The sequence below is a fragment of the Streptomyces sp. NPDC005775 genome (genome assembly GCF_042871565.1).
Classification (GTDB): domain Bacteria; phylum Actinomycetota; class Actinomycetes; order Streptomycetales; family Streptomycetaceae; genus Streptomyces.
Genome location: NZ_JBIAIU010000022.1, coordinates 38305 through 63326, shown reverse-complemented (window position 1 = coordinate 63326; position 25022 = coordinate 38305). Strand labels below are relative to the sequence as shown.

The 25022-nt window shown below is 71.1% G+C and carries 22 protein-coding genes; 10 read left to right on the top strand and 12 right to left on the bottom strand.

What is annotated here, in order from left to right:
* Positions 1-99: 99 nt before the first annotated feature.
* Positions 100-2985, top strand: a complete 2886-nt coding sequence (gcvP, locus tag ACFYPA_RS35165) for an aminomethyl-transferring glycine dehydrogenase (protein WP_359086195.1) — start codon at positions 100-102, stop codon at positions 2983-2985.
* Positions 2986-3070: 85 nt separating this feature from the next.
* Here the strand turns inward: gcvP and ACFYPA_RS35160 are convergent, their stop codons facing one another.
* A complete protein-coding gene (locus ACFYPA_RS35160; protein ID WP_359086193.1) occupies positions 3071-3277 on the bottom strand; it encodes a DUF5999 family protein in 207 nt (68 codons plus the stop codon).
* A 322-nt stretch (positions 3278-3599) separates the two neighbouring features.
* Positions 3600-4193 (bottom strand): hypothetical protein, encoded by a 594-nt coding sequence (locus ACFYPA_RS35155; RefSeq protein ID WP_359086192.1) that lies wholly within the window; start codon positions 4191-4193, stop codon positions 3600-3602.
* A 481-nt stretch (positions 4194-4674) separates the two neighbouring features.
* Here ACFYPA_RS35155 and ACFYPA_RS35150 point away from each other — a divergent pair, with 481 nt between their 5' ends.
* Complete coding sequence (locus ACFYPA_RS35150; protein WP_359086190.1) at positions 4675-6180, top strand: glutamate-cysteine ligase family protein; 1506 nt, start codon at positions 4675-4677, stop codon at positions 6178-6180.
* Positions 6181-6207: 27 nt separating this feature from the next.
* On the opposite strand, the gene ACFYPA_RS35145 is transcribed toward ACFYPA_RS35150, so the two are convergent.
* Complete coding sequence (locus tag ACFYPA_RS35145) at positions 6208-7995, bottom strand: substrate-binding domain-containing protein (RefSeq protein ID WP_389136654.1); 1788 nt, start codon at positions 7993-7995, stop codon at positions 6208-6210.
* A gap of 184 nt (positions 7996-8179) precedes the next feature.
* Here ACFYPA_RS35145 and ACFYPA_RS35140 point away from each other — a divergent pair, with 184 nt between their 5' ends.
* Positions 8180-8959: a type II CAAX endopeptidase family protein gene (locus ACFYPA_RS35140; protein ID WP_359086187.1), complete on the top strand. Its 780-nt coding sequence runs from the start codon at positions 8180-8182 to the stop codon at positions 8957-8959.
* 73 nt (positions 8960-9032) lie between these two features.
* On the opposite strand, the gene ACFYPA_RS35135 is transcribed toward ACFYPA_RS35140, so the two are convergent.
* Positions 9033-9854 carry a PhzF family phenazine biosynthesis protein gene (locus tag ACFYPA_RS35135; protein ID WP_359086185.1) on the bottom strand — a complete coding sequence of 274 codons (822 nt, stop codon included), beginning with the start codon at positions 9852-9854 and terminating at the stop codon, positions 9033-9035.
* Positions 9855-10020: 166 nt separating this feature from the next.
* On the opposite strand from ACFYPA_RS35135, the gene ACFYPA_RS35130 reads away from it, so the two are divergent.
* Entirely contained in the window at positions 10021-10629 is a 609-nt protein-coding gene (locus ACFYPA_RS35130) for a PadR family transcriptional regulator (RefSeq protein WP_389136650.1), read from the top strand.
* Between the two features lie 97 nt (positions 10630-10726).
* Here the strand turns inward: ACFYPA_RS35130 and ACFYPA_RS35125 are convergent, their stop codons facing one another.
* Entirely contained in the window at positions 10727-11158 is a 432-nt protein-coding gene (locus ACFYPA_RS35125) for an SRPBCC family protein (protein WP_359086181.1), read from the bottom strand.
* Between the two features lie 60 nt (positions 11159-11218).
* Positions 11219-11431: a hypothetical protein gene (locus tag ACFYPA_RS35120; protein ID WP_359086179.1), complete on the bottom strand. Its 213-nt coding sequence runs from the start codon at positions 11429-11431 to the stop codon at positions 11219-11221.
* A gap of 243 nt (positions 11432-11674) precedes the next feature.
* Between ACFYPA_RS35120 and ACFYPA_RS35115 the strand changes: the two genes are divergently transcribed.
* The 3 genes from ACFYPA_RS35115 (at position 11675) to ACFYPA_RS35105 (ending at position 14935) form a co-directional block, all read left to right on the top strand.
* A complete protein-coding gene (locus ACFYPA_RS35115) occupies positions 11675-12208 on the top strand; it encodes a Clp protease N-terminal domain-containing protein (RefSeq protein WP_389136646.1) in 534 nt (177 codons plus the stop codon).
* Between the two features lie 150 nt (positions 12209-12358).
* On the top strand, positions 12359-13393 hold the full coding sequence (locus ACFYPA_RS35110; protein WP_389136643.1) for a DMT family transporter: 1035 nt from the start codon (positions 12359-12361) through the stop codon (positions 13391-13393).
* Between the two features lie 585 nt (positions 13394-13978).
* Positions 13979-14935 (top strand): DMT family transporter, encoded by a 957-nt coding sequence (locus tag ACFYPA_RS35105; protein WP_389136640.1) that lies wholly within the window; start codon positions 13979-13981, stop codon positions 14933-14935.
* A 57-nt stretch (positions 14936-14992) separates the two neighbouring features.
* Here the strand turns inward: ACFYPA_RS35105 and ACFYPA_RS35100 are convergent, their stop codons facing one another.
* Positions 14993-15688, bottom strand: coding sequence for a pyridoxamine 5'-phosphate oxidase family protein (locus ACFYPA_RS35100; RefSeq protein WP_359354805.1), 696 nt, complete (start codon positions 15686-15688; stop codon positions 14993-14995).
* 35 nt (positions 15689-15723) lie between these two features.
* Between ACFYPA_RS35100 and ACFYPA_RS35095 the strand changes: the two genes are divergently transcribed.
* A complete protein-coding gene (locus tag ACFYPA_RS35095) occupies positions 15724-17055 on the top strand; it encodes an aminotransferase class I/II-fold pyridoxal phosphate-dependent enzyme (RefSeq protein ID WP_389136637.1) in 1332 nt (443 codons plus the stop codon).
* Positions 17056-17099: 44 nt separating this feature from the next.
* Here ACFYPA_RS35095 and ACFYPA_RS35090 read toward each other — a convergent pair whose 3' ends face one another.
* Positions 17100-18227 (bottom strand): DMT family transporter, encoded by a 1128-nt coding sequence (locus tag ACFYPA_RS35090; RefSeq protein ID WP_389136634.1) that lies wholly within the window; start codon positions 18225-18227, stop codon positions 17100-17102.
* Positions 18228-18301: 74 nt separating this feature from the next.
* Between ACFYPA_RS35090 and ACFYPA_RS35085 the strand changes: the two genes are divergently transcribed.
* Entirely contained in the window at positions 18302-19222 is a 921-nt protein-coding gene (locus tag ACFYPA_RS35085; protein ID WP_389136632.1) for a LysR family transcriptional regulator, read from the top strand.
* A gap of 12 nt (positions 19223-19234) precedes the next feature.
* Here ACFYPA_RS35085 and ACFYPA_RS35080 read toward each other — a convergent pair whose 3' ends face one another.
* Positions 19235-19711 (bottom strand): pyridoxamine 5'-phosphate oxidase family protein, encoded by a 477-nt coding sequence (locus tag ACFYPA_RS35080; RefSeq protein WP_389136629.1) that lies wholly within the window; start codon positions 19709-19711, stop codon positions 19235-19237.
* 113 nt (positions 19712-19824) lie between these two features.
* Between ACFYPA_RS35080 and ACFYPA_RS35075 the strand changes: the two genes are divergently transcribed.
* Positions 19825-20502 carry a cysteine hydrolase gene (locus ACFYPA_RS35075; protein WP_389136626.1) on the top strand — a complete coding sequence of 226 codons (678 nt, stop codon included), beginning with the start codon at positions 19825-19827 and terminating at the stop codon, positions 20500-20502.
* Here the strand turns inward: ACFYPA_RS35075 and ACFYPA_RS35070 are convergent.
* The 3 genes from ACFYPA_RS35070 to ACFYPA_RS35060 form a co-directional block, all read right to left on the bottom strand.
* Complete coding sequence (locus ACFYPA_RS35070) at positions 20486-20941, bottom strand: Rieske (2Fe-2S) protein (protein WP_359315494.1); 456 nt, start codon at positions 20939-20941, stop codon at positions 20486-20488. The two genes, ACFYPA_RS35075 and ACFYPA_RS35070, sit on opposite strands and share 17 nt — an antisense overlap.
* A gap of 73 nt (positions 20942-21014) precedes the next feature.
* A complete protein-coding gene (locus ACFYPA_RS35065) occupies positions 21015-23180 on the bottom strand; it encodes a prolyl oligopeptidase family serine peptidase (RefSeq protein WP_389136623.1) in 2166 nt (721 codons plus the stop codon).
* A 175-nt stretch (positions 23181-23355) separates the two neighbouring features.
* Positions 23356-24960, bottom strand: coding sequence for an MDR family MFS transporter (locus ACFYPA_RS35060; protein WP_359315500.1), 1605 nt, complete (start codon positions 24958-24960; stop codon positions 23356-23358).
* Positions 24961-25022 lie beyond the last annotated feature (62 nt).

Here is a 25022-nt window from a genome sequence, read left to right as displayed (position 1 = left end):
GGTGAAGCTCTCAGGTTGAGATGACAGAGGGGGAGGCCGTTCGGGCACCCCGCGCCGTGGTGCCCCTCGCAGGTCGTGGCAGACCAGGAGGCCTCCATCATGACCCCCCGTCGCACTTCGCTCTCCCAGCTGGAACAGGGAATCCCGTTCGAGCAGCGCCACATCGGTCCCGATGCCGAGGCCCAGGCGAAGATGCTCGCCCAGGTCGGTTACGGATCGCTCGACGAGCTCACCGCCGCCGCGGTGCCGGATGTGATCAGGAGTGCCGAGGCCCTGAACCTGCCGGCCGCCCGGACGGAGGCCGAGGTCCTCGCCGAGCTGCGCCTCCTCGCCGACCGCAACCAGGTCCTGGCCCCGATGATCGGGCTCGGCTACTACGGCACGTTCACCCCGCCGGTGATCCTCCGCAACGTCATGGAGAACCCTGCCTGGTACACGGCCTACACGCCGTACCAGCCCGAGATCTCCCAGGGCCGCCTCGAGGCCCTCCTGAACTTCCAGACGATGGTCGCCGAGCTCACCGGGCTGCCCACCTCCGGTGCCTCGCTGCTCGACGAGGGCACGGCCGCAGCCGAGGCCATGGCACTGGCCCGGCGCGTCGGCAAGGTCAAGCAGGGCGTCTTCCTGGTCGACGCGGAGACCCTGCCGCAGACCGTCGCCGTCATCGAGACCCGTGCCGAGCCGACCGGCGTCGCGGTCGTCGTCGCGGACCTCAGTGACGGCATCCCGGCCGACATCGCCGAGCGCGGTGTCTTCGGCGTGCTGCTGCAGTACCCGGGCGCCTCCGGGGCCGTAAGGGACATCAAGCCCGTCATCGAGCAGGCCCACGAGCTCGGCGCGATCGTCACCGTGGCCGCCGATCTGCTCGCCCTCACCCTGCTCACGTCCCCCGGTGACCTGGGCGCCGACATCGCCGTCGGCACCACGCAGCGCTTCGGTGTGCCCATGGGCTTCGGCGGCCCGCACGCGGGCTTCATGGCCGTGCGCGAGAAGTTCGCCCGCAGCCTCCCGGGCCGCCTCGTAGGCGTCTCCGTGGACGCGGACGGCAACAAGGCGTACCGCCTGGCCCTGCAGACCCGCGAGCAGCACATCCGCCGCGAGAAGGCCACCAGCAACATCTGCACCGCGCAGGTGCTGCTCGCCGTGATGGCCGGGATGTACGCCGTCTACCACGGCCCCGACGGGCTGCGCACGATCGCGCGGCGCACCCACCGCTACGCGGCCATCCTGGCCGAGGGCCTGCGCGCCGCCGGTGTCGACGTGGTCACCGGTACGTACTTCGACACGCTCACCGTCCGGGTCCCCGGCAAGGCCGCCGCGGTCGTCGCCGACGCCCGGGACCGTGGGGTCAACCTGCGGCTCGTCGACGGCGACCTGGTTTCGCTCGCCTGCGACGAGACCACCACCCGCGCCCAGATCGCGGCCGTCTGGGCCGCCTTCGGCGCCGAAGGCGACATCGAGGCGCTGGACGCCACGACCGCCGACGCACTGCCCGAGGCACTGCTGCGCACCGACGCGTACCTGACCCACCCCGTCTTCCACCAGCACCGCTCCGAGACCGCGATGCTGCGCTACCTGCGCAAGCTCGCCGACCGTGACTACGCGCTGGACCGCGGCATGATCCCGCTCGGCTCCTGCACCATGAAGCTGAACGCGACCGCCGAGATGGAGTCGATCACCTGGCCCGAGTTCGGCGCACTGCACCCGTTCGCGCCGGCCGAGCAGGCCGAGGGCTTCCTGACGCTCATCCATGAGCTGGAGGAGCGACTGGCGGAGGTCACCGGCTACGACACGGTCTCCCTCCAGCCGAACGCCGGATCGCAGGGTGAGTTCGCGGGGCTGCTGGCCGTGCGCGCGTACCACCGTGCCAACGGCGACGAGGGCCGGACCGTCTGTCTGATCCCCTCCTCGGCCCATGGCACCAACGCCGCGAGCGCCGTGATGGCCGGTATGAAGGTCGTCGTGGTGAAGACCGCCGACGACGGTGAGGTCGACGTCGAGGACCTCCGCGCCAAGATCGCCCAGTACCGTGACGAACTCGCTGTGCTCATGATCACCTACCCGTCCACCCACGGGGTCTTCGAGGAGCACGTCGCCGACATCTGTGCCGAGGTGCACGACGCCGGCGGTCAGGTGTACGTCGACGGTGCCAACCTCAACGCGCTGGTCGGCCTGGCCAAGCCGGGTCACTTCGGCGGCGACGTCTCGCACCTGAACCTGCACAAGACCTTCTGCATCCCGCACGGCGGCGGCGGCCCCGGCGTCGGCCCGGTCGGTGTGCGCGCGCACCTGGCGCCGTACCTCCCGAACCACCCGCTGCAGCCCGCCGCCGGTCCGGAGACCGGTGTCGGACCGGTCTCGGCCGCTCCGTGGGGTTCGGCCGGCATCCTCCCGATCTCCTGGGCGTACGTACGCCTGATGGGCGGCGAGGGGCTCAAGCGTGCGACGCAGGTCGCCGTGCTCGCGGCGAACTACATCGCCAAGCGGCTGGAGCCGCACTACCCGATCCTGTACAACGGCCCGGCCGGACTGGTCGCGCACGAGTGCATCGTGGATCTGCGGCCCATCTCCAAGGCCACCGGCGTCAGCATCGACGACGTCGCCAAGCGGCTCATCGACTACGGCTTCCACTCGCCGACCATGTCGTTCCCCGTCGCGGGCACGCTCATGATCGAACCGACCGAGAGTGAGGACCTCGCTGAGCTGGACCGGTTCTGCGACACGATGATCGCCATCCGCGGCGAGATCGAGAAGGTGGCCTCGGGCGAGTGGAGCGCGGACGACAACCCGCTGGGCAACGCCCCGCACACCGCGAACGCGCTGGGCGGGGAGTGGGAGCACGGCTACAGCCGCGAGGTGGCCGTCTTCCCCGCCGGAGTCTCGGCCGCCGACAAGTACTGGCCGCCGGTGCGCCGGATCGACGGTGCGTTCGGTGACCGCAATCTCGTCTGCTCGTGCCCGCCGCTGACGGAGTACGACAACTGACGCCCGAACACGAGGCGTGACGCGGATACGCGTGGGGGCCGGTGCGGAGATCTCTCCGGGCCGGCCCCTCTTCCGTACCGGCCGCTCAGGCCGCCTTCACCACCCGGCCCGATCCCAGCGGTCGGTGCGGGGCGATGATCTGCCCGTCCGGAAGCAGCTCACCGGTGTCCTCGAAGAGCAGGACGCCGTTGCACAGCAGGCTCCAGCCCTGTTCCGGATGGTGCGCCACCAGACGGGCGGCTTCCCGGTCGGCTGAGTCGGCTGTCGGGCAGGGTGGCTGGTGCTGACACATGGCTGGGTTCTTTCGCTGCGTTGAGTTGAGTGTCCTGCGGCTTGAAGAGGTGTTCATGGCCGCCCCCCGTATCAATCGGTCCGGTCCCAGTGTTGCCCCACGGACGGCAATCCGCAGGGATTTCGCAGCAGCGCTCCTTCTCCTCCCATGACGCGTCACCCGCCCGGACGGTTCAACGCAACTGCACTGTCACTTCGGGTGGTTCGGGGTGGCCGGATGGGGCTAGTCCGGATGGGCACGAGCGCTCCCGCCCGATGACCGTGCCCCGCCACCGGGGTGAGCGGTGGCGGGGCACGGTGCCGTCGAGCGGGGGAGCCGGGGCTCAGGCGGGAGAGCCGAGCAGGGGGCCGGGGCCGGGTGCGATACGGGTGGTGATCACGGGGAGCAGATCAGCGACCCGGTGCGGACGGTGTGCCGCGATACCCGTCGGGGCGGGAGCCAGTGGTACCAGCAGATCGGCCGGGGCGGGGGACCCGCCGGACGCGTCGGCCTCGGTGTCCCCGTGCAGCCACAGGGCCAGCATGTAGAGCTCGGGGATGGACAGCAGCCTCGGCTGGTAGGGCGTCGCCGCCGCTTCGGCCTGGCGCAGGGCGAGTTCGGTGGAGGCGATGTACGGGCCTTCGAAGAAGTGCGAGAAGGCCCAGCCGTCCGGGGTGAGCATCGTGTCCGCCGCGGCGACGGCCCGGTCCGTGCTGCGGATCAGGAAGCGCCATGCCGCGAGCCGGGTCGTGGGCGCGAGCCCGCCCCGCCCGATTCCGTCCAGCACGTGGACGGGCAGCGGGTGTTCGGGGCTCAGAGGTCCCTGGGCGGACCGCAGGGCGGGGGTGCGGGCCTCGCGGACCGCGGTCGGTGAACCGAGCGCCGCGAGAACGCTGCGCAGAGCGGGCGCGGGAGCAGGGGGTACAAGCAGCGGCATAGTGGGTCGCCTCTCACTTCGGAGACACGGTGGAGCGTGGGCGTGTGCAGACGGCGCTGTCGGCGTGCGGGGCCAGAGGAGGCCGGTGACTGGGCCGGTGCGTCAACTCTCTGCCTCGTCCGCGGAGTTTATACGACACGTGTTCACGCGGTGTTTCCACTAGCCGCCACGGCTATTGCCGGCAAGGCGGTATCCGGACTTAATTATGCGGAGATTATGCAGATTCGGTGTGAGCGGCGCAGCCACCGCCTCGGGTTTTTCCCGCGTCGCGGTAGGCTGAAACGTGCCGACGCTTTCCCCGCGTGCCGAACGCGGAATCTGCGGGGTGCGTCATGCCGAGTGAATGTGCCCCGGGCCTCTGTCATCAGATTAGCGGGTGCACGGCTCCCGCAGGGCGTTATGGATCTCCCCGCCTGGGCATTATCGATCGTGACGCGAGCGGCCTGGGGCCCGGGCTGCCCACTCGAGGAGGGACACTTCGATGGGGGAGAAGGTCGTTGCGGACGCCTTTGACCTGTCCGACCGGCAGAGGTACCGCAGGAAGCTCCACCAGTGCCTGGAGGGACTGGGGAGACTCCTGGCGGAGGGCAGGTTCGACCGGCCGCGCAACCTCATGGGCATGGAGATCGAGCTGAATCTGGCAGGCGCCGACGGTATGCCGAAGATGTTGAATGGGCAGGTCCTGGACCGCATCGCCAGCCGCGATTTCCAGACCGAACTGGGGATGTTCAATCTCGAAGTGAACATAGTTCCACATAATCTTTCAGGCCGAGTTCTCGATCAACTGGCCGAGGAGCTGAGGACCGGTCTCGGATATGCCGACCGGAAGGCCGCCGAGGTCGATGCCGGGATCATGATGATCGGAATACTGCCCACCCTCGGGCGCGAGGACATGGTCCGGGACAACCTCTCCGACGTGGACCGCTACGCGCTGCTGAACGATCAAATGGTGGCGGCGCGCGGCGAGGATTTCTCCCTGGATATCGAAGGTGTGGAGCGGCTCGTCTGCACCTCCGGGTCGATCACGCCGGAAGCGGCCTGCACCTCCGTGCAGCTCCATCTGCAGGTGACTCCGGACCGCTTCGCCGACGTGTGGAACGCGGCGCAGGCGGTGGCGGCGGTCCAGGTGGCGATAGGAGCCAATTCCCCCTTCCTGTTCGGCAGGGAGCTGTGGCGGGAGTCGCGGCCGCCGCTCTTCCAGCAGGCCACGGACACCAGGCCGCCCGAGCTCCAGAACCAGGGGGTGCGGCCGAGGACCTGGTTCGGTGAGCGGTGGATCGACTCCGCCCACGAGCTCTTCGAGGAGAACCTCCGCTACTTTCCGCCGCTGCTGCCCATCTGCGACGAGGAGGATCCGCTGCGGGTCCTGGACGAGGGCGGGGTGCCGGGGCTTCAGGAGCTCGTCCTGCACAACGGAACGGTCTACCGCTGGAACCGCCCGGTGTACGGAATCGCGGACGGCGTGCCACACCTCCGGGTGGAGAACCGGGTGCTCCCCGCCGGACCGACCGTCGCCGACGTGATCGCCAACACCGCCCTCTACTACGGCCTCGTACGGGCTCTCGCGGAGGAGTCCCGGCCCGTGTGGACCAGGATGCCCTTCACCGCCGCGGCCGAGAACTTCGAGACCGCCTGCCGTCGGGGCATCGACGCCGAACTGCTCTGGCCCCGGCCCGGCCGCTCGGGCGGGCTGACCCGGGTGCCGGCCGTCAAGCTCGTGCGGGACGAACTGCTGCCGCTGGCAGCCGCGGGCCTCGACGCCTGGAACATCGAGCCCGCGGACCGGGACCACTACCTCGGGATCATCGAGGAGCGCTGCCGGCGGCGGACGAACGGAGCCTCCTGGCAGGCCGACACCTACCACCGAGCGCGGGAGGCCGGACTGGGGCGGGGCGAGGCGCTCGCCGCCATGACCCGGCGCTACGCCGAACTCATGCAGGCGGGCGAACCCGTGCACACCTGGCCGGTGGACCTCCCGGCACGGTGAGGCGGGCCGGCGGGTGTGGGGCGGGGCCTATTCCCCGGCTGCGCCACCGCTCTGTCCCGCGGTCATGACGGCCTGCAGGATCACTGCCTGGATCTCCGCCGGGTCGCTGACCTGATAGCCGCCGCCGCCGGTCACCTTCGCTATCTCGTTCACCTCGTCGCGGTCGGCCTCGGGACCCACCGCGATGGCGAGCAGCGGAACCGGCCGCTCCGGGTCGGTGATCTTCTTGAGCTCCGCGATCAGGGCGGTGCGCGAGATGGAGCGGTCGTCCTGGTTCGAGCCGTCGGTGAGGATCACGACGGCGTTGAACTTGCCCTTCACATACGTGCGCTGCGCCTCCTTGTAGGCAGCGAGCGCGGTGTCGTACAGACCCGTGGCACCGTCGGGGACGGGCTTCAGCGCGGAGAATGCCGCGGTGAGCTTGTCGCGGTGCGTGCCGCCTCCCTCGGCCGGGTCGCCGAGCCGGGCGGTCGTGACCAGTCTGCGGTAGTCCTTGTCGCCGTCGAGTGTGGTGGCGAACTCCCAGAGGCCGATCTCGTCGTTCGGGGTGAACTGGTTGAGCGCCTGGATCAGGGATGCCTTGGTGACGTCCATCCGGGACTGGTTGCGGCCCGGCACGATCGTGGCCATCGACCCCGACGCGTCGACGACGGTGGTGAGCCGCGCGCTCTGCACGGTGATCGTCCACATGCCCAGCGTCTCCTGCAGCGTCTCGTCCGAGGGGGCGGCCCCGGGCGATGTGGCGTACGGCTGTGGCGACTTGCCGCCGGCCGAGGCGACCAGGGTCTCGTCGGCCGTGCCGTCGACGGTCCGGAACCCGTGCTCCCGCAGGGTGCGCTGGGAGGCGTCCTCGGACAGCAGCGTCATGAACCGCAGTGCGGCCCGGCTCTCGTCCGTCGTCTGTTCCTGCTCGTTGACGAGGGTGAACGGGTAGTTGAGGAGCGGGGCGCCGTCCTCGGGGTAGAAGAGCTGGAGGTTGCCGCCCCCGCTCGATTCGGCGTTGTGGGCGAACGCGGCCTGTTCGGAGAGCAGCACCGCCTGGTTGCGCGCCGGATTTCCCTGCTCCGCGCCGGAGCTGTCCTGTGGCAGCGTCTCGACGACCTGGGCGTCGCCGTCCGACATCCGCTGGGCGAGCAGTTTGGCGGTGGCCGCCGCCCGGGTGTCGCTGTCCCCGCCCAGCTTGTCGGACGAGATTCCGATGCAGGTGAGCGCCAGCAGCCCGGTGGCGCTGCGCGCGGGGTCGGCCGACCCCAGCCGTACCTTGTCGGACTCCATGGCCGCGGCCGTCAGTTCGGCCCAGGAGTACTTCTTCCGGGGCCAGCCGAGGCTCTTGGCGGCGGAGGGCACCATGGCGAGGGTGACGGGTGAGGAGACGACGGAATCGCCCGGGGTGATCGGGATGGCGTCTCCCGTGCCCTTCGCCCTGTTCAGCCAGAGATCGGAGTCGGGGAGCCACATCTGGTAGTCCGGTGCACGGGTGCCGCGGGCGAGCGCGTCCGCGACCTTGTACGAGTCGCGGGCCACGACGTCCACGTCCAGACAGCGGCCGTCGGATCTCAGATTGTCCTCGCGCGCCTTGTCGGCGACGGCACGCACGGCCGGGGCGATATCCGGTGAGGTCATCATGGACAGGTGTACGGCGGTGTCCTCGCAGGACTCCGAGAACGACAGCAGGCCGCCCTGTGCCGCTACCGCCGTTCCCGCGGCCACGGCGAGAACGAGCGTGGTGGCGATGACCACGGTGCGACGGCGGCGCGGTGGACGGTCCCCGCTTCCGTCGGTGGCGTAGTCGTCGGGCAAGCTGTGACGTCCCATGTCGGTGGTGCCCCTCCTTGAGGATGAACAAGGAAATGGGGGACCACACCCTCGGCAATGGTGCTCGCCCCCCGGCCTGTCGCGCATGATCTTCGTACCTGCATTCGAGACCCTAGCGGGGTGGGGAGTGGCATGGGACGTGAATGCACAACTGAGGGCAGGTGTACAGGTGGAGGCGGGGCGCGTGGCTGATTCTTTTCCCCAGGAGGCCGTGTCACGACGGATTCTGCGGTCCGAGACGGTGTTGGTACTGGCTCTCTCGCTGGGGGCCAGCGGGGTTTCTGCCCTGATCAGTTTTGTCGGATCCCTGACGAAACCAGGGGGTTTGAAGGATCAGGCGGCCACCCTCAACAGTTCCTACGCGCCGGGACGTCCATGGCTGGATCTCGCCTGGCAGCTCTTCGGAATCACGACGGCGCTGGTGCCGGTCGCCCTGGTGGCGCACCTGCTGATCAGGGAGGGCGCCGGGCTGCGAGCCATCGGCTTCGACCGGACCAGGCCGTGGTCCGACCTGGGGCGCGGGGTGCTGGTCGCGGCAGGTATCGGCAGTGCGGGCCTGGCGTTCTACCTCGTCGTCCGGGCCGCCGGATTCAACCTCACGGTCGTCCCCGAGTCGCTGCCCGACGTGTGGTGGAAGTTCCCCGTCCTCATCCTGTCGGCGATCCAGAACTCCGTGGTGGAGGAAGTGATCGTCGTCGGATATCTGCTGCGCCGGCTGGGGCAGTTGGGCTGGAGCCCGATGGCCGCGCTGGTGGCGAGTTCGGTGCTGCGGGGCTCGTACCACTTGTACCAGGGCATCGGCGGCTTCATCGGCAACATGGTGATGGGCGTCGTCTTCGTGCTGCTGTACCGCCGCTGGCAGCGGGTGGGGCCGCTGGTCGCCGCGCATGCCCTGCTCGACATCGGCGCGTTCGTCGGGTACGCGCTGCTCGCGGGGAAGGTGGGCTGGCTGCCGACCCCGTGAGGCCGGCGGGAGGGGCGTGACGGGAGGGGGTGTGCGGGAATCGCCGCACGCCCCCTCCTGTCGTCCGCCGTGATCACAGGGTGACGAGCAGCTCGCCGTCCACGACCGTCACCGCGCGGCCTGTCAGCAGGGTGCGGTCGCCGCGCAGCGACGTGCGGACCAGTCCCGACCGGGCGGACGCCTGGAGGCCGGTCAGCTCGTCGCGGCCGAGCCGGGCCGACCAGAACGGGGCGAGGGCGGTGTGGGCGCTGCCGGTCACCGGGTCCTCGTCGATGCCCACGGCGGGGAAGAAGCCGCGGGAGACGAAGTCGTAGCCGCAGTCGGGGGAGGCGGCTGCCGCTGTGGCGATGACGCCACGCCGTGAGTGGGCGGTCAGCGCCGCGAAGTCCGGTGAGAGTCCCCGTACTGCGGCCTCGTCGGCCAGTTCCACGAGCAGATCGCCGATGTGCGGACCTGTGTCGTGTACGGATACGGGCTCCGCGCCGAGGGCGGCGGCCAGCCCCCGCGGGGGTGCTTCGGGGGTCAGGGGCGCGGTCGGGAAGTCGAGTGCGATCGACCCGTCCGGGGCCGCGGTGGAGGTGAGTACTCCGCACCGGGCGGCGAAGCGGACCGTGCCGCTCGCGGTCGAGGTCGTGTGCAGGACGTGGGCGGTGGCGAGGGTGGCGTGGCCGCACATGTCGACCTCGGTGGACGGGGTGAACCAGCGCAGGGCCCAGTCGGCGGCGCCGCCCGGCGGCAGCGGGTGGGCGAACGCGGTCTCGGAGAGGTTCAGCTCCGTGGCGATCTGCTGGAGCCGCCGGTCATCGGGGAAGCCCTCCGGGCCCAGGAGCAGGACCCCTGCGGGATTGCCGGAGAAGGGGCGGTCGGTGAACGCGTCGACGATACGAATCCTCATGGACCGACCGTAGGGGCGGCGCGAAGCCGCAGGCCAAGGCCAATTCCGGGTCGGCGGCTCGGAAAACGGCGCAAGGGGTTTGTCAGGCGATCGATTCCGATATATCGTTGACGCATCGCGACAGTACAGCGATAAATAAACGATCAATGCGAGAAGGAGTACGGTCATGCGTTCACATGGGTATGAGCACGGACATGGACACGGCCCTGGGGGGTCCGGTCAGCGCGAGCGGGGCGACTTCGAGGGGCGTCGGGCGGCCTTCGGGCAGTTCGGTCCGCCGTTCGGTGGCGGCGGCCCCTTCGGCGGAGGGCGCGGCCGCGGCGGCGGCCGGGGGAGGGCGCGCCGCGGTGACGTACGTGCGTCGATCCTCGCGCTGCTGAAGGACCGGCCGATGCACGGTTACGAGATGATCCAGGAGATCGGCGAGCGCAGCGGCGGGGCCTGGCGGCCCAGTCCGGGCTCGGTGTATCCCACCCTTCAGTTGCTGGAGGACGAGGGCCTGATCGTGAGTGCGAGCGAGGGTGGCAAGAAGCTGTTCACCCTCACCGACGCCGGTCGCACCGAGGCGGAGTCGGGGGCGGACGCCCCCTGGGAGGAAGCCGGGCGCGGTGTCGACTGGGAAAGCCTGAACGAGGTCCGGCAGGCCGGATTCGGGATGATGGAGGCGTTCGGGCAGGTCTGGAAGACCGGCTCGCCCGAGCAGCGCGAGAAGGCGCTGGCGGTGATCAACGACGCCCGCAAGAAGCTCTACCTCATCCTCGCCGACGAGCACTGAGCCGGACGGTGGTGGCTGAGGAGGGATGCGCCGAAGGGCCCCGCCGTCGCGGGGCCCTTCGTGTTGCCGGTGCGCGGCGGCTGTCGCCGCAGGGGCGTCAGGCGACGATCAGGCCGTCCAGTTTGCGCAGCGATTCGACGAGGGCCGCGGTGGCCGAGTCCTTCAGCTTGCCGGCCATCAAGGAGACCGCCGCCCCGGTGAACTCGCCGTCGATGCGCATCGTGGTGGCGTCCCCGTCCGGCGTCAGTACGTAGCTCATCCTCAGATTGACGCCCATCGGGCCCTTCCCCGTGGTGGTCAGCAGCCGGCCGTCCTCCAGCTCCGACACCGTCCAGGTCACCTCGGCGGGAAACCCCATGAGCTTCATGTTCTCCTCATAGGTGCCCGCGAGTTCGAGGGTGGCCGGGCCGCCCTTGGGGAAGCTGGTGTGGGTGGCGTTCCACTCCCCGTACGTGCTGAAGTCGGTCAGCTGGGCCCAGACCTTTCCGGCCGGCGCCTCGATGCGCGCCTCTGCACTGACTTCGGCCATGCGACACCCCTTCTCGACGGGTTACGGTGTCGCGGAACGTAGCCGCAGCGGCGAGAACATTCAATACTGATGAGGTGTCAGATCTGCTGGACCGGTTCCGGTCCGCCAGATCAGGGCCGCGTCGAACCGGTCGCAGGCGCGAGGATGCGGTCCGTCGTCATGGCAGTGGAACGCCGCCCAGAAGAGATCCGCGCGCAGCGCGTCGGACGGGGCGTGGACCCGGTAGACGTAGTCGCGCCCGTCGAGTGCCGGCAGTGAGACGAGCCAGCTCACCTCCGGCACCCCTCCCGTCGCCGCAACAGTGCTCCCGGCTGTGAGACGTGTACGGGGAGGCTTCCGGTTGCTCCGGAAGCGCGAAGCAAGGCGGCGCGCGCCGATAGCGTGCATTCGGCCCCGGAACGGCGCGATCTCATCCGTAAGGAGGAGGTCTCGCTCCTCTGTGCCCAACTCGGGTGGGATGCGGCAATGGGACTCCCCGGGGACGCTTCGGCCCATCGGGGCTGATGGGGTGGAAATGTGCAGAACCGGACGCCGCGGATCCCCCAGCAGCCCGCACCGAACCACCGTGCTGAGTTCGACGCCAGACTCACCGAGGAGCTGGCCGCCGTGGTGACGAGCGCACGCAGGCGCGCCCTGCGGGACGGCGACCGGCAGATCGACACGGCCCATCTGCTGCACTCCCTCATCGAGTCGGACCCCGCGGTCCGTACGGCCTTCGACGGCGGTCCACAGCTGGCCAGGGTGCTCGGCTACCTCGTCCAGCGCAGCATCGGGTACGGGCTCCGCTGGCAGGGAGCGGTCGAGGACACGGGTGCGGTCCGGGTCGTGACGGACGCGGACGCCGAGGGCTGGTCACCCTCCGCGGCGTCCGCCATGGCGGGTGCGTCGCGTGGGGCGGGAGACCGCGGACGCGAACGGGCCGAGGGGCTCGACCTGTTCGCCGCGCTGACCGCCGACCGGGATTGCCGGGCCGTCGAGGTGCTGGAGCGGGCGGGTGTCGACGCGGCGCTGCTGGCCGACCGGATCGCGGAGACGTTCGGCCGGGAGTGAGCGCCGGACTCGGCAGGACGGCCGCGCGAGGGCGTGCGTGGCCGGGCGGAGGTGCTGTCGGCGGAGCCGTCCCGGAGAACACGGCGCCCTGTGACCCGCGTCAGGCGTCACGGGGATGACGCTCCTGTCACCAGCTGCCATGATGTGCCGATGCACGCGTCTCAGGGAAGAAGCGCCGGCCTGGGACTCGCCCTCGCCTCGGCTTTCGCATTCGGCGGTTCCGGAGTGGCGGCCAAGCCGCTCATCGAAGCCGGGCTCGACCCGCTCCATGTGGTGTGGCTCCGGGTGACGGGCGCCGCGCTCGTCATGCTGCCCGTGGCCTGGCGCCACCGGGCCCTGGTCCGCAGCCGCCCGGTACTGCTGCTGGGCTTCGGACTCCTTGCCGTCGCGGGCGTCCAGGCCTGCTACTTCGCCGCCATCTCCCGCATCCCGGTGGGCGTCGCGCTGCTCGTCGAGTACCTGGCGCCGGCGCTCGTCCTCGGCTGGGTGCGCTTCGTCCAGCGCCGGCCGGTGACACGGGCCGCCGCAGTCGGCGTCGTTCTTGCGGTGGGAGGCCTGGCCTGCGTGGTCGAGGTGTGGTCCGGGCTGAGCTTCGACGCCGTCGGGCTCCTGCTCGCCCTCGGCGCCGCCTGTTGCCAGGTCGGCTACTTCGTCCTCTCCGACCAGGGGAGCGCGGACTCGGCCGAGGGCGCCGAGCCGCCGCATCCGGTCGGAGTCATCGCCTACGGGCTGCTGATCGGGGCCGCCGTCCTCACCGTCGTGGCACGGCCGTGGGGCATGGACTGGTCCGTGCTCGCCGGCCACACGTCCATGAACGGCTCGGAAGTGCCCGCGTGGCTGCTCCTCGTCTGGATCGTGCTGCTCGCCACCGTCATCGCGTATGTGACCGGCGTGATCTCGGTGCGGCTGCTGTCGCCGGCGGTGGCGGGTGTCGTCGCCTGCCTGGAAGCCGTCATCGCCACCGTGCTGGCGTGGGTGCTGCTCGGCGAGCATCTGGCCGCCCCGCAGCTCATCGGGGGTGCGCTCGTGCTGACCGGCGCCTTCATCGCGCAGTCGTCCACGCCCAAGGCCCGCTCCGGGCCCGTCGCCGAGGGGTCGGGCGCGGAGCGGACGGCGGCCGAGGGGTCGGGCGCGGAGCAGGCAACGGCCGACGGGGAGTTGCCTGCCGGGCGGGCCGCCTCCTAAGGGCTGTCCCGTAATCCCTGGCGGGCGCGCGACGACAGCTACGGCACCTCTCCCCCGTAGCCTCAACGGCACGGGGGAACCCCCTCCGTTGTCGGAACGCCCGAATACATCCAGTATGCGGACGCCCCTCCGCCTTGCGATGCACCGCATCTGACGCCGCGCGCTGATCCACCAGGGATTACGGGACAGCCCTTAGGCGCGTTCGAAAACAGCGCAGTCCGCCGAACGCGGCGGGGCGGGCGGGACTTTCGGCATACGCACTAACGACCTGGTGCACGACAGAGAGCGGATCAGCGAGCGGCGTCCTGCGGCTTCGCATCCAAGGCGGAGGAAGGAAGCGATGCGGAGCATCGTTGACTGACGACAACGCCGGAGGCGGAGTCGCAGGACGCCGGGAGCCCGCTCGCTATCGTGCACCAGGTCGTAAGGTGGCGCTCATGCATTTGACCGTACTTCCGCCGCCTGCCGTCTAGCGCGGGCAGCCACTCCTGACGAAGACCGGGCTCGGGCAGTCCCCGAGCGGTTCGTCGCTGCCCGCGTGCGGAGCCGAGCGACCACCTTCCTGTCTTCCTCTGGAGAAGTCACGTGTCGAACGCTGTTTCCGGCCTGCCCGTCGGGCGGAGCCTGTGCTATCTGATCATCGCCGGTGTGGCCTGGGGCACGGCCGGTGCCGCCGCCTCGCTGCTCTTCGAGGCCAGCGATCTCGGCCCTCTGGCCCTGTCGTTCTGGCGCTGTGCGGGCGGCCTCGTGTTCCTGCTCGCCGCACTCGCGCTGCGGCCGGGCCGGGCTGTGGCCGTCGCCGAGTCCGGGCGCCGGCGGCTGCTGCGCATCGTCGGCACCGGTGCCGGCCTCACTGTGTTCCAGACCGCGTACTTCGCGGCCGTCCAGGCCACCGGCCTCGCGGTCGGCACCGTGGTGACGCTCGGGGCGGGCCCCGTCCTCATCGCCGTCGGCGCACGGCTGACGATGGGGGAGCGGCTCGGTCTCGGCGGACTCGCCGCGGTCGCCGGAGCGCTGGCCGGTCTCGCCGTGCTGGTGCTCGGAGGCGACGCGACTACGGTGCGGCCCGCCGGGATCGCGCTCGCCCTTCTCTCCGCGGCCGGATACGCCGCGATCACCCTGCTCACCCGGTGGCTCGGCCGCGACGGCGGCGGCGCGGACGCCCTCGCCACCAGCGCCTGGGCGTTCGCCATCGCCGCGGTGGCCCTGCTGCCGATGGCGGCCGGTGAGGGACTCGTCCCGCGGACGGAGCACATGGCGCAGGTGGTGACCTTGCTCGTGTACGTCGCGGCGATCCCGACCGCGCTCGCGTACGCGCTCTACTTCGCGGGCGCCGCGGTGGTGCGGGCCGTCACCGTGTCGGTGATCATGCTGCTCGAACCGGTCAGCGCGGCGGCCATCGCCGTCGTCGTGCTCCACGAGCAACTGACGCGGGCCACGGTCGCCGGGACGCTGCTGCTGCTCACCGCGGTGGTGGGGCTGGCCGTCGCCGAGACGCGCGGCGCCGCGAACGCCCGCCGGGAAGCAGCCGTTCCCGCGTGACCGGCACGGGTGGCGGGGCGGTGTGCCGGGTGTACGGCCCCGCTGCCCGGCGCCGGTTCAGAGTGCTTTCAGGTAGTCAGGGACGGCGATCGCGGGGTCGAGGCCGTCCGCCGGGACCGGCTCGGCATATCCGCGTGTGAGGGGGACGACGCCGGCCCAGTGGGGCAGTGCCAGATCCCGTTCGTCGTCGTTCGCGCCACCGGTGCGGATCTTCGCGGAGACCTCGCGCAGGTCCAGCCGGATCACGGCGGTGGCCGCCGACTCCCTCTCGTCGGCCGGCCGGGTGTCCTTGGACCGCCCGGGCACGACCTGCTCCACGATCGCGTCGAGGGCGACGCGCCGCTCCTCGGGGTCGGTCACCGTGTGCGCCACGCCGTGGACGACCACAGAACGGTAGTTGAGCGAGTGATGGAAGGCGGAGCGGGCCAGCACCAGCCCGTCGACGTGCGTCACCGTCAGACAGACGGCCAGACCTTCCTCGCTGCCGCCCGCCGTCCGCAGCGGGCGAGAACCGGTCGAGCCGTGTACGTAGAGCCGCTCGCCGACCCGGCCGAAGAGCGTGGGAAGGACGACGGGGGCGCCGTCCCGGACGAAGCCGAGGTGGCAGACGTACGCCTCATCGAGTATCGAGTGGACCTGTTCACGGTCGTACGAGGCCCGGTCGCGGGAGCGGGTGGGCACCGTGCGCCCGGTCGGGTCGTACGAGGCTGCGGCGTCCGGGTCCGTGGTCTGCTGAAGTTCGGTCTCCGGCATTGCGTACTCCATTGCACTAGTGCATACTTGACTTTGTGCTAGGAGAGTATCGGATCAGTGGGCGGCGTGCATCGGAAATTGCCGCCAGTGTGGAGCGGGCGGTCGGCTCGGGTGAGCTGGCACCCGGCCAAGTGCTGCCTCCCATGCGGGAGTTGGCGAGTCAGTTGGAGGTCAATCCCAATACGGTGGCGGCCGCCTACCGCACCCTGCGGGAGCGGGGCGTGATCGAGACGGCCGGGCGCAGGGGCAGCAGGGTCCGGCCCCGGCCGGCGAGTACCGCACGCGGGTCGTTGCGGGTGGAGGCGCCGCCAGGGGTGCGGGATCTGGGGCAGGGCAATCCCGACCCGGCGCTGCTGCCCGCGCTGGGGGAAGCCTTCGCCGCGGTCACCGAGGCGTACGCGCAGGCGCCGGGCATGTATGCGCAGGCGCCCGTGGACCCGGAGTTCGCCGCGCTGGCGCGCGCGGGGTTCGATGCGGACGGTGTGCCGGTTGGGCCGGTGATCGCGGCCTCGGGCTCGCTGGACGCGATCGAGAGGGTGCTGGTCGCCCATCTCAGACCCGGCGACGCGGTCGCGGTGGAGGACCCCGGCTGGGGCGGTCTGCTGGATCTCGTCCCGGCGCTGGGCATGCGTCCGGTCCCGGTCGCGGTCGACGACGACGGTCCGCTGCCGGACGCCCTCGACGCCGCGCTCAGGGCGGGCGCGCGTGCGGCCGTCATCACGGACCGGGCGCAGAATCCGACCGGGGCGGCGATCGGTGCGGGGCGTGCGACCGAGCTGCGGGCGGTCCTCGCCGGATACCGGGGCGTGCTGCTGATCGAGGACGACCACGGACACGCCATCGTCGATTTGCCGCTGTACCCCCTGGCCGGTGCCACGGACCGCTGGGCGTTCGTCCGGTCCGTCGCCAAGGCGTACGGGCCGGACCTGCGGGTCGCCGCGCTGACCGGGGACGCGGTCACCGCCGACCGGGTCTCGGGCCGGCAGCGGCTGGGGCCCGGATGGGTCAGCCGGCTGCTCCAAAGGGCGGTGGTGCACCTGTGGACGACGGGCGCGGTCGACACCCGCGAGGTTGCCCGGGCGTACGCGCGCCGCCGGGACGCACTCGTCCGGGCGTTGGAGGGCCGGGGCGTCGAGGCGCACGGGCGCAGCGGGATGAATGTGTGGGTGCCCGTCAGTGATGAGACGGGGGCCGTGGCGCGGCTGCTGCACGCGGGCTGGGCGGTGGCACCCGGAGCCCGCTTCCGGATGGCCGCACCGCCGGGCATACGGCTCACCGTGTCGCCCCTCGCCGACGCCGACATCGGGCCGCTCGCGGAGGCGGTGGCGGCAGCGGCGGGGCCCGCGGATCCGCTGAGCTACGGATGAGCCGCGAGGGGCTGCCGGTGGACGGCTGACGGGCTGCCGATGAGCTACGACAGTTTCCGGCGCCGCCGCTTCGGAGCGAGTGTCGGCAGGGCGGCTTCCGGCGGAGCGCCTCCCGGCGGGGCCGGCGCTCCCGCGGCGCGGGGTCTGCTCCGGGTCAGCGCGGCACCGGCCAGGACGACGAGGGCGCCGACCGGGGTGTTCCAGCTCAGCTGCTCGCCGAGGACGGCGACTCCGGCGGCGGTGGCGATCACCGGGATGAAATAGGTGACCATCTGCGCGGTCGTCGGGCCGACCTCGGTCACCAGGCCGTACTGGAGCAGCACGGCGAGCCCCGTTCCCAGGGCCCCCAGGGCGACGACGGCCAGGGTGGGCCACAGCGGGAATCCGTCCGGGGCCGAAGTGAAGAGCGGGGTCACCAGGGCGAGCTGCGCCGTACCGAGGAAGAGTTGGCTGCCAGTGAGGGAGAGGGCCGAGGAACCGCTGCCCGCCAGGGTCCGGCGGACGTAGATCCAGCCGATGGGATAGCTGAGGGAGGCCAGGAGCGCCATCGCCGTACCGCTGACGTCCAGACCGGAGAAGCCCTGCCACGCTCCCAGTACGGTCAGCACCCCGAGGAAGCCGAGCCCGAGACCGGCGACGCGGCGGCGGGTCGGGCGGTCCTCGGAGAGCGCGACGAGGGACAGCGCCATGCCCCACAGGGGGGAGGTCGCGTTGCAGATGCCGGCCAGGGTCGACGGGATGGTCAGTTCCGCATAGGCGAACAGGGAGAACGGCAGTGCGTTGAGGAGGAAGGCGGCGACAGCCAGATGGCCCCAGGTGCGGGCGGTGCGCGGCAGCCGCTCCCGCTTCACCACCATGGCCACGGCCAGGACCGCGGTCCCCGACAGCAGCCTGCCGAGGGTGACCTGGAATGGTGCGTAGCCATGCGTCCCGACCTTGATCAGGAGGAAGCTGAAGCCCCAGATGAGCGAGAGCGCCGCGAAGCGCAGCCGCCAGTCCAGCGTGGGACGGTCGGCAGGATCAGCGGACCCGCCGGACCCGCCGGACCCTGCGGACCCTGCGGACCCTGCGGGATCAATGGACCCGGTGGGATCGGGGGAGGACGCCGGAGGTGTCCGTCCACTGTCCGAGGTCGAGGTGGCCGGGCTTGCCGGTGCGGGCGGTGCGCTCATGAGAGTAACGATGCGCAAAACAATCTCTTAGCACAAGTGAGACTTTGTGTCGGTGTCCACGTAGCATTGCTTACATGTTGAACCTGGAGCGCCTGCGAACCCTGGATGCCCTCGCCCGGCTCGGTTCGGTCAGCGGCGCCGCCGAGGGGCTGCACGTCACCACATCCGCCGTCTCCCAGCAGATGGCGAAGCTGGAGCGGGAAGTGGGCCAGCAACTGCTGGCCAGGAACGGGCGCGGCATCCGGCTCACCGACGCGGGGCAGTTGCTCGCCGACCACGCGGCCCGCATCCTGTCGCAGGTCGAGCTCGCCCAGTCCGACATCGAGGCCCAGCGGGGCGAGGTGGTGGGGGAGATCCGGCTGGGTGCGTTTCCGACCGCCGCGCGGGGACTCTTCCCGGTGGCGCTCCTCGCCCTGCGCGCGGACCACCCCGAACTCCGGGTGCGTACGCAGGAGCTGGAACCGGAGGACGGTATCCGGGCGGTCCTCAGGGGCGACATCGATCTGGCCGTGGTCCTGGACTGGAGCAACAAACGGCTGCCGGTCCCGGGCGGTCTCACCCGCGCGCAACTGCTCGACGACGCACCGGACATCGCCATGCCGGCCGGTCATCCGCTCGCGGAGCGGGACGCGGTCGACCTGGAGGACTTCGCCGACGACGACTGGGTGTCGTGGCCCGAGGGCGAATTCTGTTACGACTGGCTGATGTTCACCCTCCGCTCCAAGGGCATCGAGCCGCGCATCGCCCACCTCGCCGGTGAACACCACACCCAACTCGCCCTGATCGCAGCGGGAATGGGCGTCTGTGTGGCACCCCGGCTGGGCCGGGGTCCGGTACCCGAGGGGGTGCGGCTGGTTCCGGTGCGGCAGAAGATGCGACGGCACGTCCACGCGGTGTGGCGGGCGGACGCGGACCGGCGTCCGTCGATCAGGGCGGCGGTCGCGGCGCTCCGGGTGGCGGGGCGGGAGCTGGACGACCCGTTGGGGCAGGAGTAGCTCCCCGGGTGCTCACGTGCCGGCGGGCCCGGCCATTTTGCCGAAGTCCCAGGAGGCGATGGTGTCGGGGGTGAGCCGCATCCACGCGTGCCGGCCGTCGTGCGGCATCGTCTCCATGCCGAAGTACTTCGCCGCGAACAGCCGCTCGGGAACGGCGAGTTCCGGGCATGGATCGCCGGTGCGCGGGGCCTCGCCGACGAAGACGGCCTCGCCCGCGAGCTCGATGCCGCGCAACTCCCCGTACTCCACCCCGTCGTCGACGATCACGGAGATCCTCGGGTCGTGGCTCAGCTGGGACCAGCGCAGGCTCCGGGTGATGGAGTAGAGCCAGAACGAGGTGCCGTCCCAGCAGAACCAGAGTGCGCCGACGTGCGGCCGCCCGTCCGCGGCGACGGTGGCGACCCGGCACGTGCGCTGTCCGGCGAGGTAGGCGTCCCGCTCCTCGTCCGTCATCATGATCCGGCGGCCCCGCCGCTGACTGACGGCCATGGCAAGCCCCTCTCCCGTTGGCTGACTAGGTGGCAGGAATCATGGGGCCTCTTCCTTCATCACGCAATGGCGGTTAGCCTCGCGCGCCCGGTCCGTCACCGAGAGGGGCAGTCGTGCCGTCCAGGCAACAGCTAGCCGAACAGACCGATCCGGCCACCACCGTGCTCCTGACGGTGGAGTGCCAGCAGGGTGTGGTGGGGCCCAGCAGCGCGCTGCCCGAACTGGCCCAGGAGGCCAGGTCGTCCGGCGCCCTGCACAATGTCGCACGACTGGTGTCGGCCGCCCACGAGGCGGGCGTCCAGGTCCTGCACGCGGTCGCCGAACGCCGCCCGGACGGCCGCGGCGCCAACAACAACGCCCGTCTCTTCCGTGCGGCGGGGCGGCTCCCCGTACAGCAGCATTCCGGCAGCACGGCGGTCAGGATCGCCGATCCCATCGAGGTGGCGGACGAGGACCTCGTCGTGCGCCGGCTGCACGGGCTCTCGCCGATAGCGGGTACGGACGTCGACGCCCTGCTCCGCAATCTCGGCTGTCGCACCCTGGTCATCACCGGTGTATCGGCGAACGTGGCCATTCCCAACGCGGTCTTCGACGCGGTGAACCGGGGGTACACCGCCGTGGTGCCGTCCGACGCCATCGCGGGGGTGCCCGCCGCGTACACCCCCGCGATGATCCGCAACACCCTCGCCCTCGTCGCCACCGTCACCGCGACCGACGACCTGCTCGGCTGCTGGCTGGGCGGACGGGCCACGAGGCGGCAGGACAGCCGGGACGCTACGACGCCAGGCTGATCGAGTCGCCCTCGACCGCGATCGCGGCGGCGGGCAGCGGGGTGGTCGCGGGACCTGCCTTGACCGCACCCGTCGCCACGTCGAACTTGCTGCCGTGACAGGGGCAGTTGATGGCGCCGTCCGAGATGCTGGAGACCGCGCACCCCGCGTGGGTGCACTTCGACGAGAACGCCTTGAACTCACCGGCCGCCGGCTGTGTCACCACGACCCCGTGCTCGGCGAAGACCTTGCCACCACCCTCCGGGATGTCGGCGGTCTTCGCGATGACGGGGCCCCCGCCGCCGTCCCCGCCGTCGTCGGCCTGCTTGACGGCACCGGCACCGGCCGCCTCCTTCGAGCCGCCGCACGCGGTCAGTACGGCGGCCACGGAGACGGCGCCGGCCGCTGTGACGACGGTCCGGCGTCCGATGGCGACCTCGTGGTCCTGCGATGCGCTCATGCTGGTGTTTCCTTCCACGGTGTTCTCGGCTCCGACGCTTCGTCCAGGGGTACGCGCGGCCGGTGATCTGTGTTCAAAGCCCCAGGGACTTCCTCAGGAAGTCCCGCTCCAGCAGCAACAGATTGCTCGCGGTCCGCTCCTGGCCGACCAGGTGGCCGGCGCCCGACAGCGGCAGGACCGTGTGCGGTCTGCCCGCCGCGAGCAGCGCTGCGGAGAGCCGCAGCGTGTGCGCCACGGCCACATTGTCATCGGCAAGTCCGTGCACGAGCATGAGCGGCCGTGTCAGTGCCGCCGCCTCGTCCAGGAGCGAATTGCGGGTGTAGTTCCCCGGCTGCACGTCCGGGTGGCCGAGGAAGCGTTCCTCCCAGTGCGTGTCGTAGAGCCGCCGGTCGGCGGGGGTCGCGCCCGCCACCGCCGCGTGGAAGACCTCCGGATGCCGCAGCACGGCCGCCGCCGCCAGATACCCGCTGAACGACCAGCCGCGCATCGCCACCCGGGTCAGGTCGAGGTCCGGGTGCAGGGCGGCCGCCGCGTGCAACGCGTCGATCTGGTCCTCCAGCACAGCCGTCAACCGGTCGCCGTGCACCGACTTCTCCCACGCCTCCCCGCGCCCCGGTGTGCCCCGTCCGTCGGCCACCAGCACCGCGAACCCCTGCTCGGCGAACCACTGGGCGACCGCGGTCCACCAGGCCCGCACCTCCAGGACGACCTGCATGCCGTGGCCGGCGTAGGGGCTGAGCAGCACCGGCAGGGGCCCGTCGCCCGGCCGGTGCCAGGAGGGCAGGTAGAGCCTGCTGCGCAGCTCCCGCTTGCCCAGGCTCAAGGTCAGCGGCCGCGGGGCGACGAGCGGTTCCTCGGCCAGGACCGCGATGCTGCCCGTCGGCACGCCGGCGCGGAGCACCGTGACCGTGTGGCCGTCCGGCGTCCTGCTGTCGAGGACCACCGTCGCACCGCCGACCGCCGCCGTGTGCACACCGGGCGCGTTGCTGACGCGTGCGAGGCCCCCGTCCGGATCACCGGTGGCGTACGACCAGACGTGGATCTCGGTCGGCTCCTCGCCCGCCGTGAAGAACACCCGCCCGCCCGCCGCGCCGATCACCTCGCGGACCTCCAGGCCCGGAGGTGTCGTGGCGCCGCCGACGCTCAGCCCCTGCGTGTCGCCGCCCGGCCGTGCCGGAACGACGAGCGCTCCGGAGGTGAGGCGCAGCGGTGTGCCCGGACGCAGGGCGACCCAGGCGGCATCGTGGGTCCGGTGCGCGGTGCGGGTCGCGCCCGAGGACTCGTCCACCTCCAGGACGTGGACCGACCGCTGGTCCCGTGTCTGTACGGAGACGAGTGGCCCGTGACCGTCCCAGCCCGCCGCCACGACGTACTCGAACGCCCGGTCCGTCCACACGTCTTCAGGGTGCCCGTCCCCCGCCTCCTCGGGCAGGCGGACATCAATCCGCTCCCCGGAGACCCGCATCAGATGCAGCGACACCTTCGCGTTCGCCGTGCCGGCGGCCGGGTATGCCACCACCCGGGGCGGCCGCTCCGGGTCCGAGGGGTCGGCGATGTACCGCTTCCGGACCTCCGCCGTGTCCACCCGGGCGACCAGGAGCGCGTCGCCGCGGGGCGACCACCAGTAGCCGCGCGAGCGCCCGATCGACTCCTGCGACACGTAGTCGGACAGCCCGTACGTCACGTGCTCGCCGTCGGGTTCGGCGAGCGGCCGGTCGTCGGTCCCGTCCACCCGTACCGTCCGGAGCGCACCCCCGGAGACGTACGCGATCAGGGTGCCGTCGGGGGAGGGGCGCGGATCGACCACCGGGCCGGCCGTGGTGACCCGGTGCGGGGCGCCGTCGCCGGTGCGCACCACCCAGAGGACGCCCCGGAGAGCGAACGCGACCAGCCGGGCGGAGGCGTCGGTGGCGTAGGACACCACCCCCGACGAGGTCACGCGGGCCCGCTCCCGTCGGGCCAGTTCCTCGGGCGGTACCTCGCCCGGGGTGTCGTCCGCGAAGCCCGGCCCGAGGGGATCGGCGAGCAGGCGCTCCGCGCCGTTCTCGTACAGCCAGAGTCTGCTCACCGGGTCGGTGCCCGAGGTGGTCCGGACGAACAGCACCCGTTCGCCGTCGGGGGAGACGGTGAACTGCCGGGGCACACCGAGCGAGAAGCGGCGGGTGCGGGCGAATTGCAGGGGAAAGCGCTCGGCGGCGGTCGCGGAGGCGTCGGCGGGTACGTCGGAGGCGGGAGTCATGGCGACACCATGACAGGTCGAAATCCGCTCGATCCATCCCGGTCCCACCCCATATGATGCAGGGCTCCGCCCGGCGGCACGGAGCCCCGGGGACACCGGCGCAGTCACGACGAAGCCCCGCATCGACACGCGACAGGCGCGTGCCGTGCGGGGCTCCATGATCAGCGATCAGCGATCAGTGCGTCGGTGCGCCGGCGGCCTTCGCCGCCGCGGTCTCCTCCGCGAGCCGCTCCATGCCGCTCTGCGTCCTGAGCGGCTTCTCCTTGATGAACAGCACCGCGATCAGGGCGAGGAACGCGAAGGGGGCGCCGATCAGGAAGACGTCCGCGGTCGCGACGCCGTACGCGTGCTCGACCACCTGCCGGGCCGGTTCGGGAAGCGTGCTGAGGTCGGGAACGCTGTGCCCCGTACCCCCGTTGTCCGCTGCCCCGCCGAAGCCCTTCTCCATCTCCTGGGCCACCCGGTGACCGAGTACCGCGCCCAGGGCGCTCGTGCCGATCGCACCACCGAGGCTGCGGAAGAACGAGAGCACCGAGGTCGCCGCACCGAGTTCCGAGGCGGGTACGTCGTTCTGGGCCGCCAGCACCAGGTTCTGCATCAGCATGCCGACGCCGACGCCGAGCACGACCATGTAGATGCTGAGCACGACGAACGAGGAGTCGGCGCCGATCGTCGACAGCAGGCCCATGCCCGCCGTCATGATGACGCCGCCCGCGATCAGGAAGCCCTTCCACTTGCCCCGGGAGGAGATGATCTGCCCGGCCACGGTCGTGGAGACCATCAGACCGAGGATCATCGGAAGGCTCATCAGGCCCGCGACGGTCGGCGTCTTGCCGAGCGAGATCTGGAAGTACTGCGAGAGGAACACCGTGCCGCCGAACATGGCGACGCCGACCAGGAGGCTCGCGACCGTCGTCAGTGCCACGGTGCGGTTACGGAAGATGGTCAGCGGGATGATCGGCTCCTGGACCCTGGATTCGACCAGGACCGCCGTCGCCAGCAGGACCACGCCGCCGGTGACGAGCGCGGCGGTCTGCCACGACGCCCAGTCGAACTGGTTGCCCGCGAGGGTCACCCACAGCAGCAGGGCGCTGACGCCGCTCATGATGAGGACGGCGCCGAGATAGTCGATCTTGACTTCCCTGCGGATCGTGGGCAGTTTCAGCGTCAGCTGGAGCAGCACGATGGCGAGCAGCGCGAACGGGACACCGATGAAGAAGCACCAGCGCCAGCCCAGCCAGGAGGTGTCCACGAGCACGCCCCCGATGAGGGGGCCCGCGACGGTGCCGACGGCGAACACGGCGCCGAAGATGCCGGAGTAGCGGCCGAGTTCACGCGGCGGGATGATCGCCGCCATGACGACCTGGGCGAGCGCCGTGAGGCCGCCCGCGCCGATGCCCTGCACGACGCGGCTCACGATGAGCAGTCCGACGCTGTGCGAGAAGCCGGCGACGAGTGAGCCGACGACGAACATCGACAGTGAGAGCTGGATGAGCAGCTTCTTGTCGTACAGGTCGGACAGTTTGCCCCAGATCGGGACGGTCGCCGTCATGGCGAGGAGCTCGGCCGTGACGACCCAGGTGTAGGCGGACTGGCTGCCGTTCAGATCGGAGATGATCCTGGGCAGGGCGTTGGAGACCACGGTGGAGGCCAGGATGGCCACGAACATTCCGGCCATCAGGCCGGACATGGCCTGGAGTATCTGACGGCGCGTCATGCCGGACGCGGGCCCCTCGGGCTCGCCGGCGGTACCGGCTTCGGGTGTGACGGCAGCGGTCATCGGCTGACGTTCCTCATTCTCTGGTGACTGGTTCTGTGCTGACTGGTTCTGTGGCGGGTGGT

Excerpts from the sequence above, each read along its gene's own strand:
- ACFYPA_RS35070 (WP_359315494.1), bottom strand. The coding sequence starts at position 20,941 with ATGAGCGCATCGCAGGACCACGAGGTCGCCATCGGACGCCGGACCGTC.
- ACFYPA_RS35090 (WP_389136634.1), bottom strand. The coding sequence starts at position 18,227 with ATGAGCGCACCGCCCGCACCGGCAAGCCCGGCCACCTCGACCTCGGAC.
- ACFYPA_RS35155 (WP_359086192.1), bottom strand. The coding sequence starts at position 4,193 with ATGCCGCTGCTTGTACCCCCTGCTCCCGCGCCCGCTCTGCGCAGCGTT.
- ACFYPA_RS35060 (WP_359315500.1), bottom strand. The coding sequence starts at position 24,960 with ATGACCGCTGCCGTCACACCCGAAGCCGGTACCGCCGGCGAGCCCGAG.
- ACFYPA_RS35130 (WP_389136650.1), top strand. The coding sequence starts at position 10,021 with ATGCGTTCACATGGGTATGAGCACGGACATGGACACGGCCCTGGGGGG.
- ACFYPA_RS35145 (WP_389136654.1), bottom strand. The coding sequence starts at position 7,995 with ATGGGACGTCACAGCTTGCCCGACGACTACGCCACCGACGGAAGCGGG.
- ACFYPA_RS35100 (WP_359354805.1), bottom strand. The coding sequence starts at position 15,688 with ATGCCGGAGACCGAACTTCAGCAGACCACGGACCCGGACGCCGCAGCC.
- ACFYPA_RS35085 (WP_389136632.1), top strand. The coding sequence starts at position 18,302 with ATGTTGAACCTGGAGCGCCTGCGAACCCTGGATGCCCTCGCCCGGCTC.
- ACFYPA_RS35135 (WP_359086185.1), bottom strand. The coding sequence starts at position 9,854 with ATGAGGATTCGTATCGTCGACGCGTTCACCGACCGCCCCTTCTCCGGC.
- gcvP (WP_359086195.1), top strand. The coding sequence starts at position 100 with ATGACCCCCCGTCGCACTTCGCTCTCCCAGCTGGAACAGGGAATCCCG.
- ACFYPA_RS35150 (WP_359086190.1), top strand. The coding sequence starts at position 4,675 with ATGGGGGAGAAGGTCGTTGCGGACGCCTTTGACCTGTCCGACCGGCAG.
- ACFYPA_RS35160 (WP_359086193.1), bottom strand. The coding sequence starts at position 3,277 with ATGTGTCAGCACCAGCCACCCTGCCCGACAGCCGACTCAGCCGACCGG.
- ACFYPA_RS35080 (WP_389136629.1), bottom strand. The coding sequence starts at position 19,711 with ATGGCCGTCAGTCAGCGGCGGGGCCGCCGGATCATGATGACGGACGAG.
- ACFYPA_RS35125 (WP_359086181.1), bottom strand. The coding sequence starts at position 11,158 with ATGGCCGAAGTCAGTGCAGAGGCGCGCATCGAGGCGCCGGCCGGAAAG.
- ACFYPA_RS35065 (WP_389136623.1), bottom strand. The coding sequence starts at position 23,180 with ATGACTCCCGCCTCCGACGTACCCGCCGACGCCTCCGCGACCGCCGCC.
- ACFYPA_RS35110 (WP_389136643.1), top strand. The coding sequence starts at position 12,359 with ATGCACGCGTCTCAGGGAAGAAGCGCCGGCCTGGGACTCGCCCTCGCC.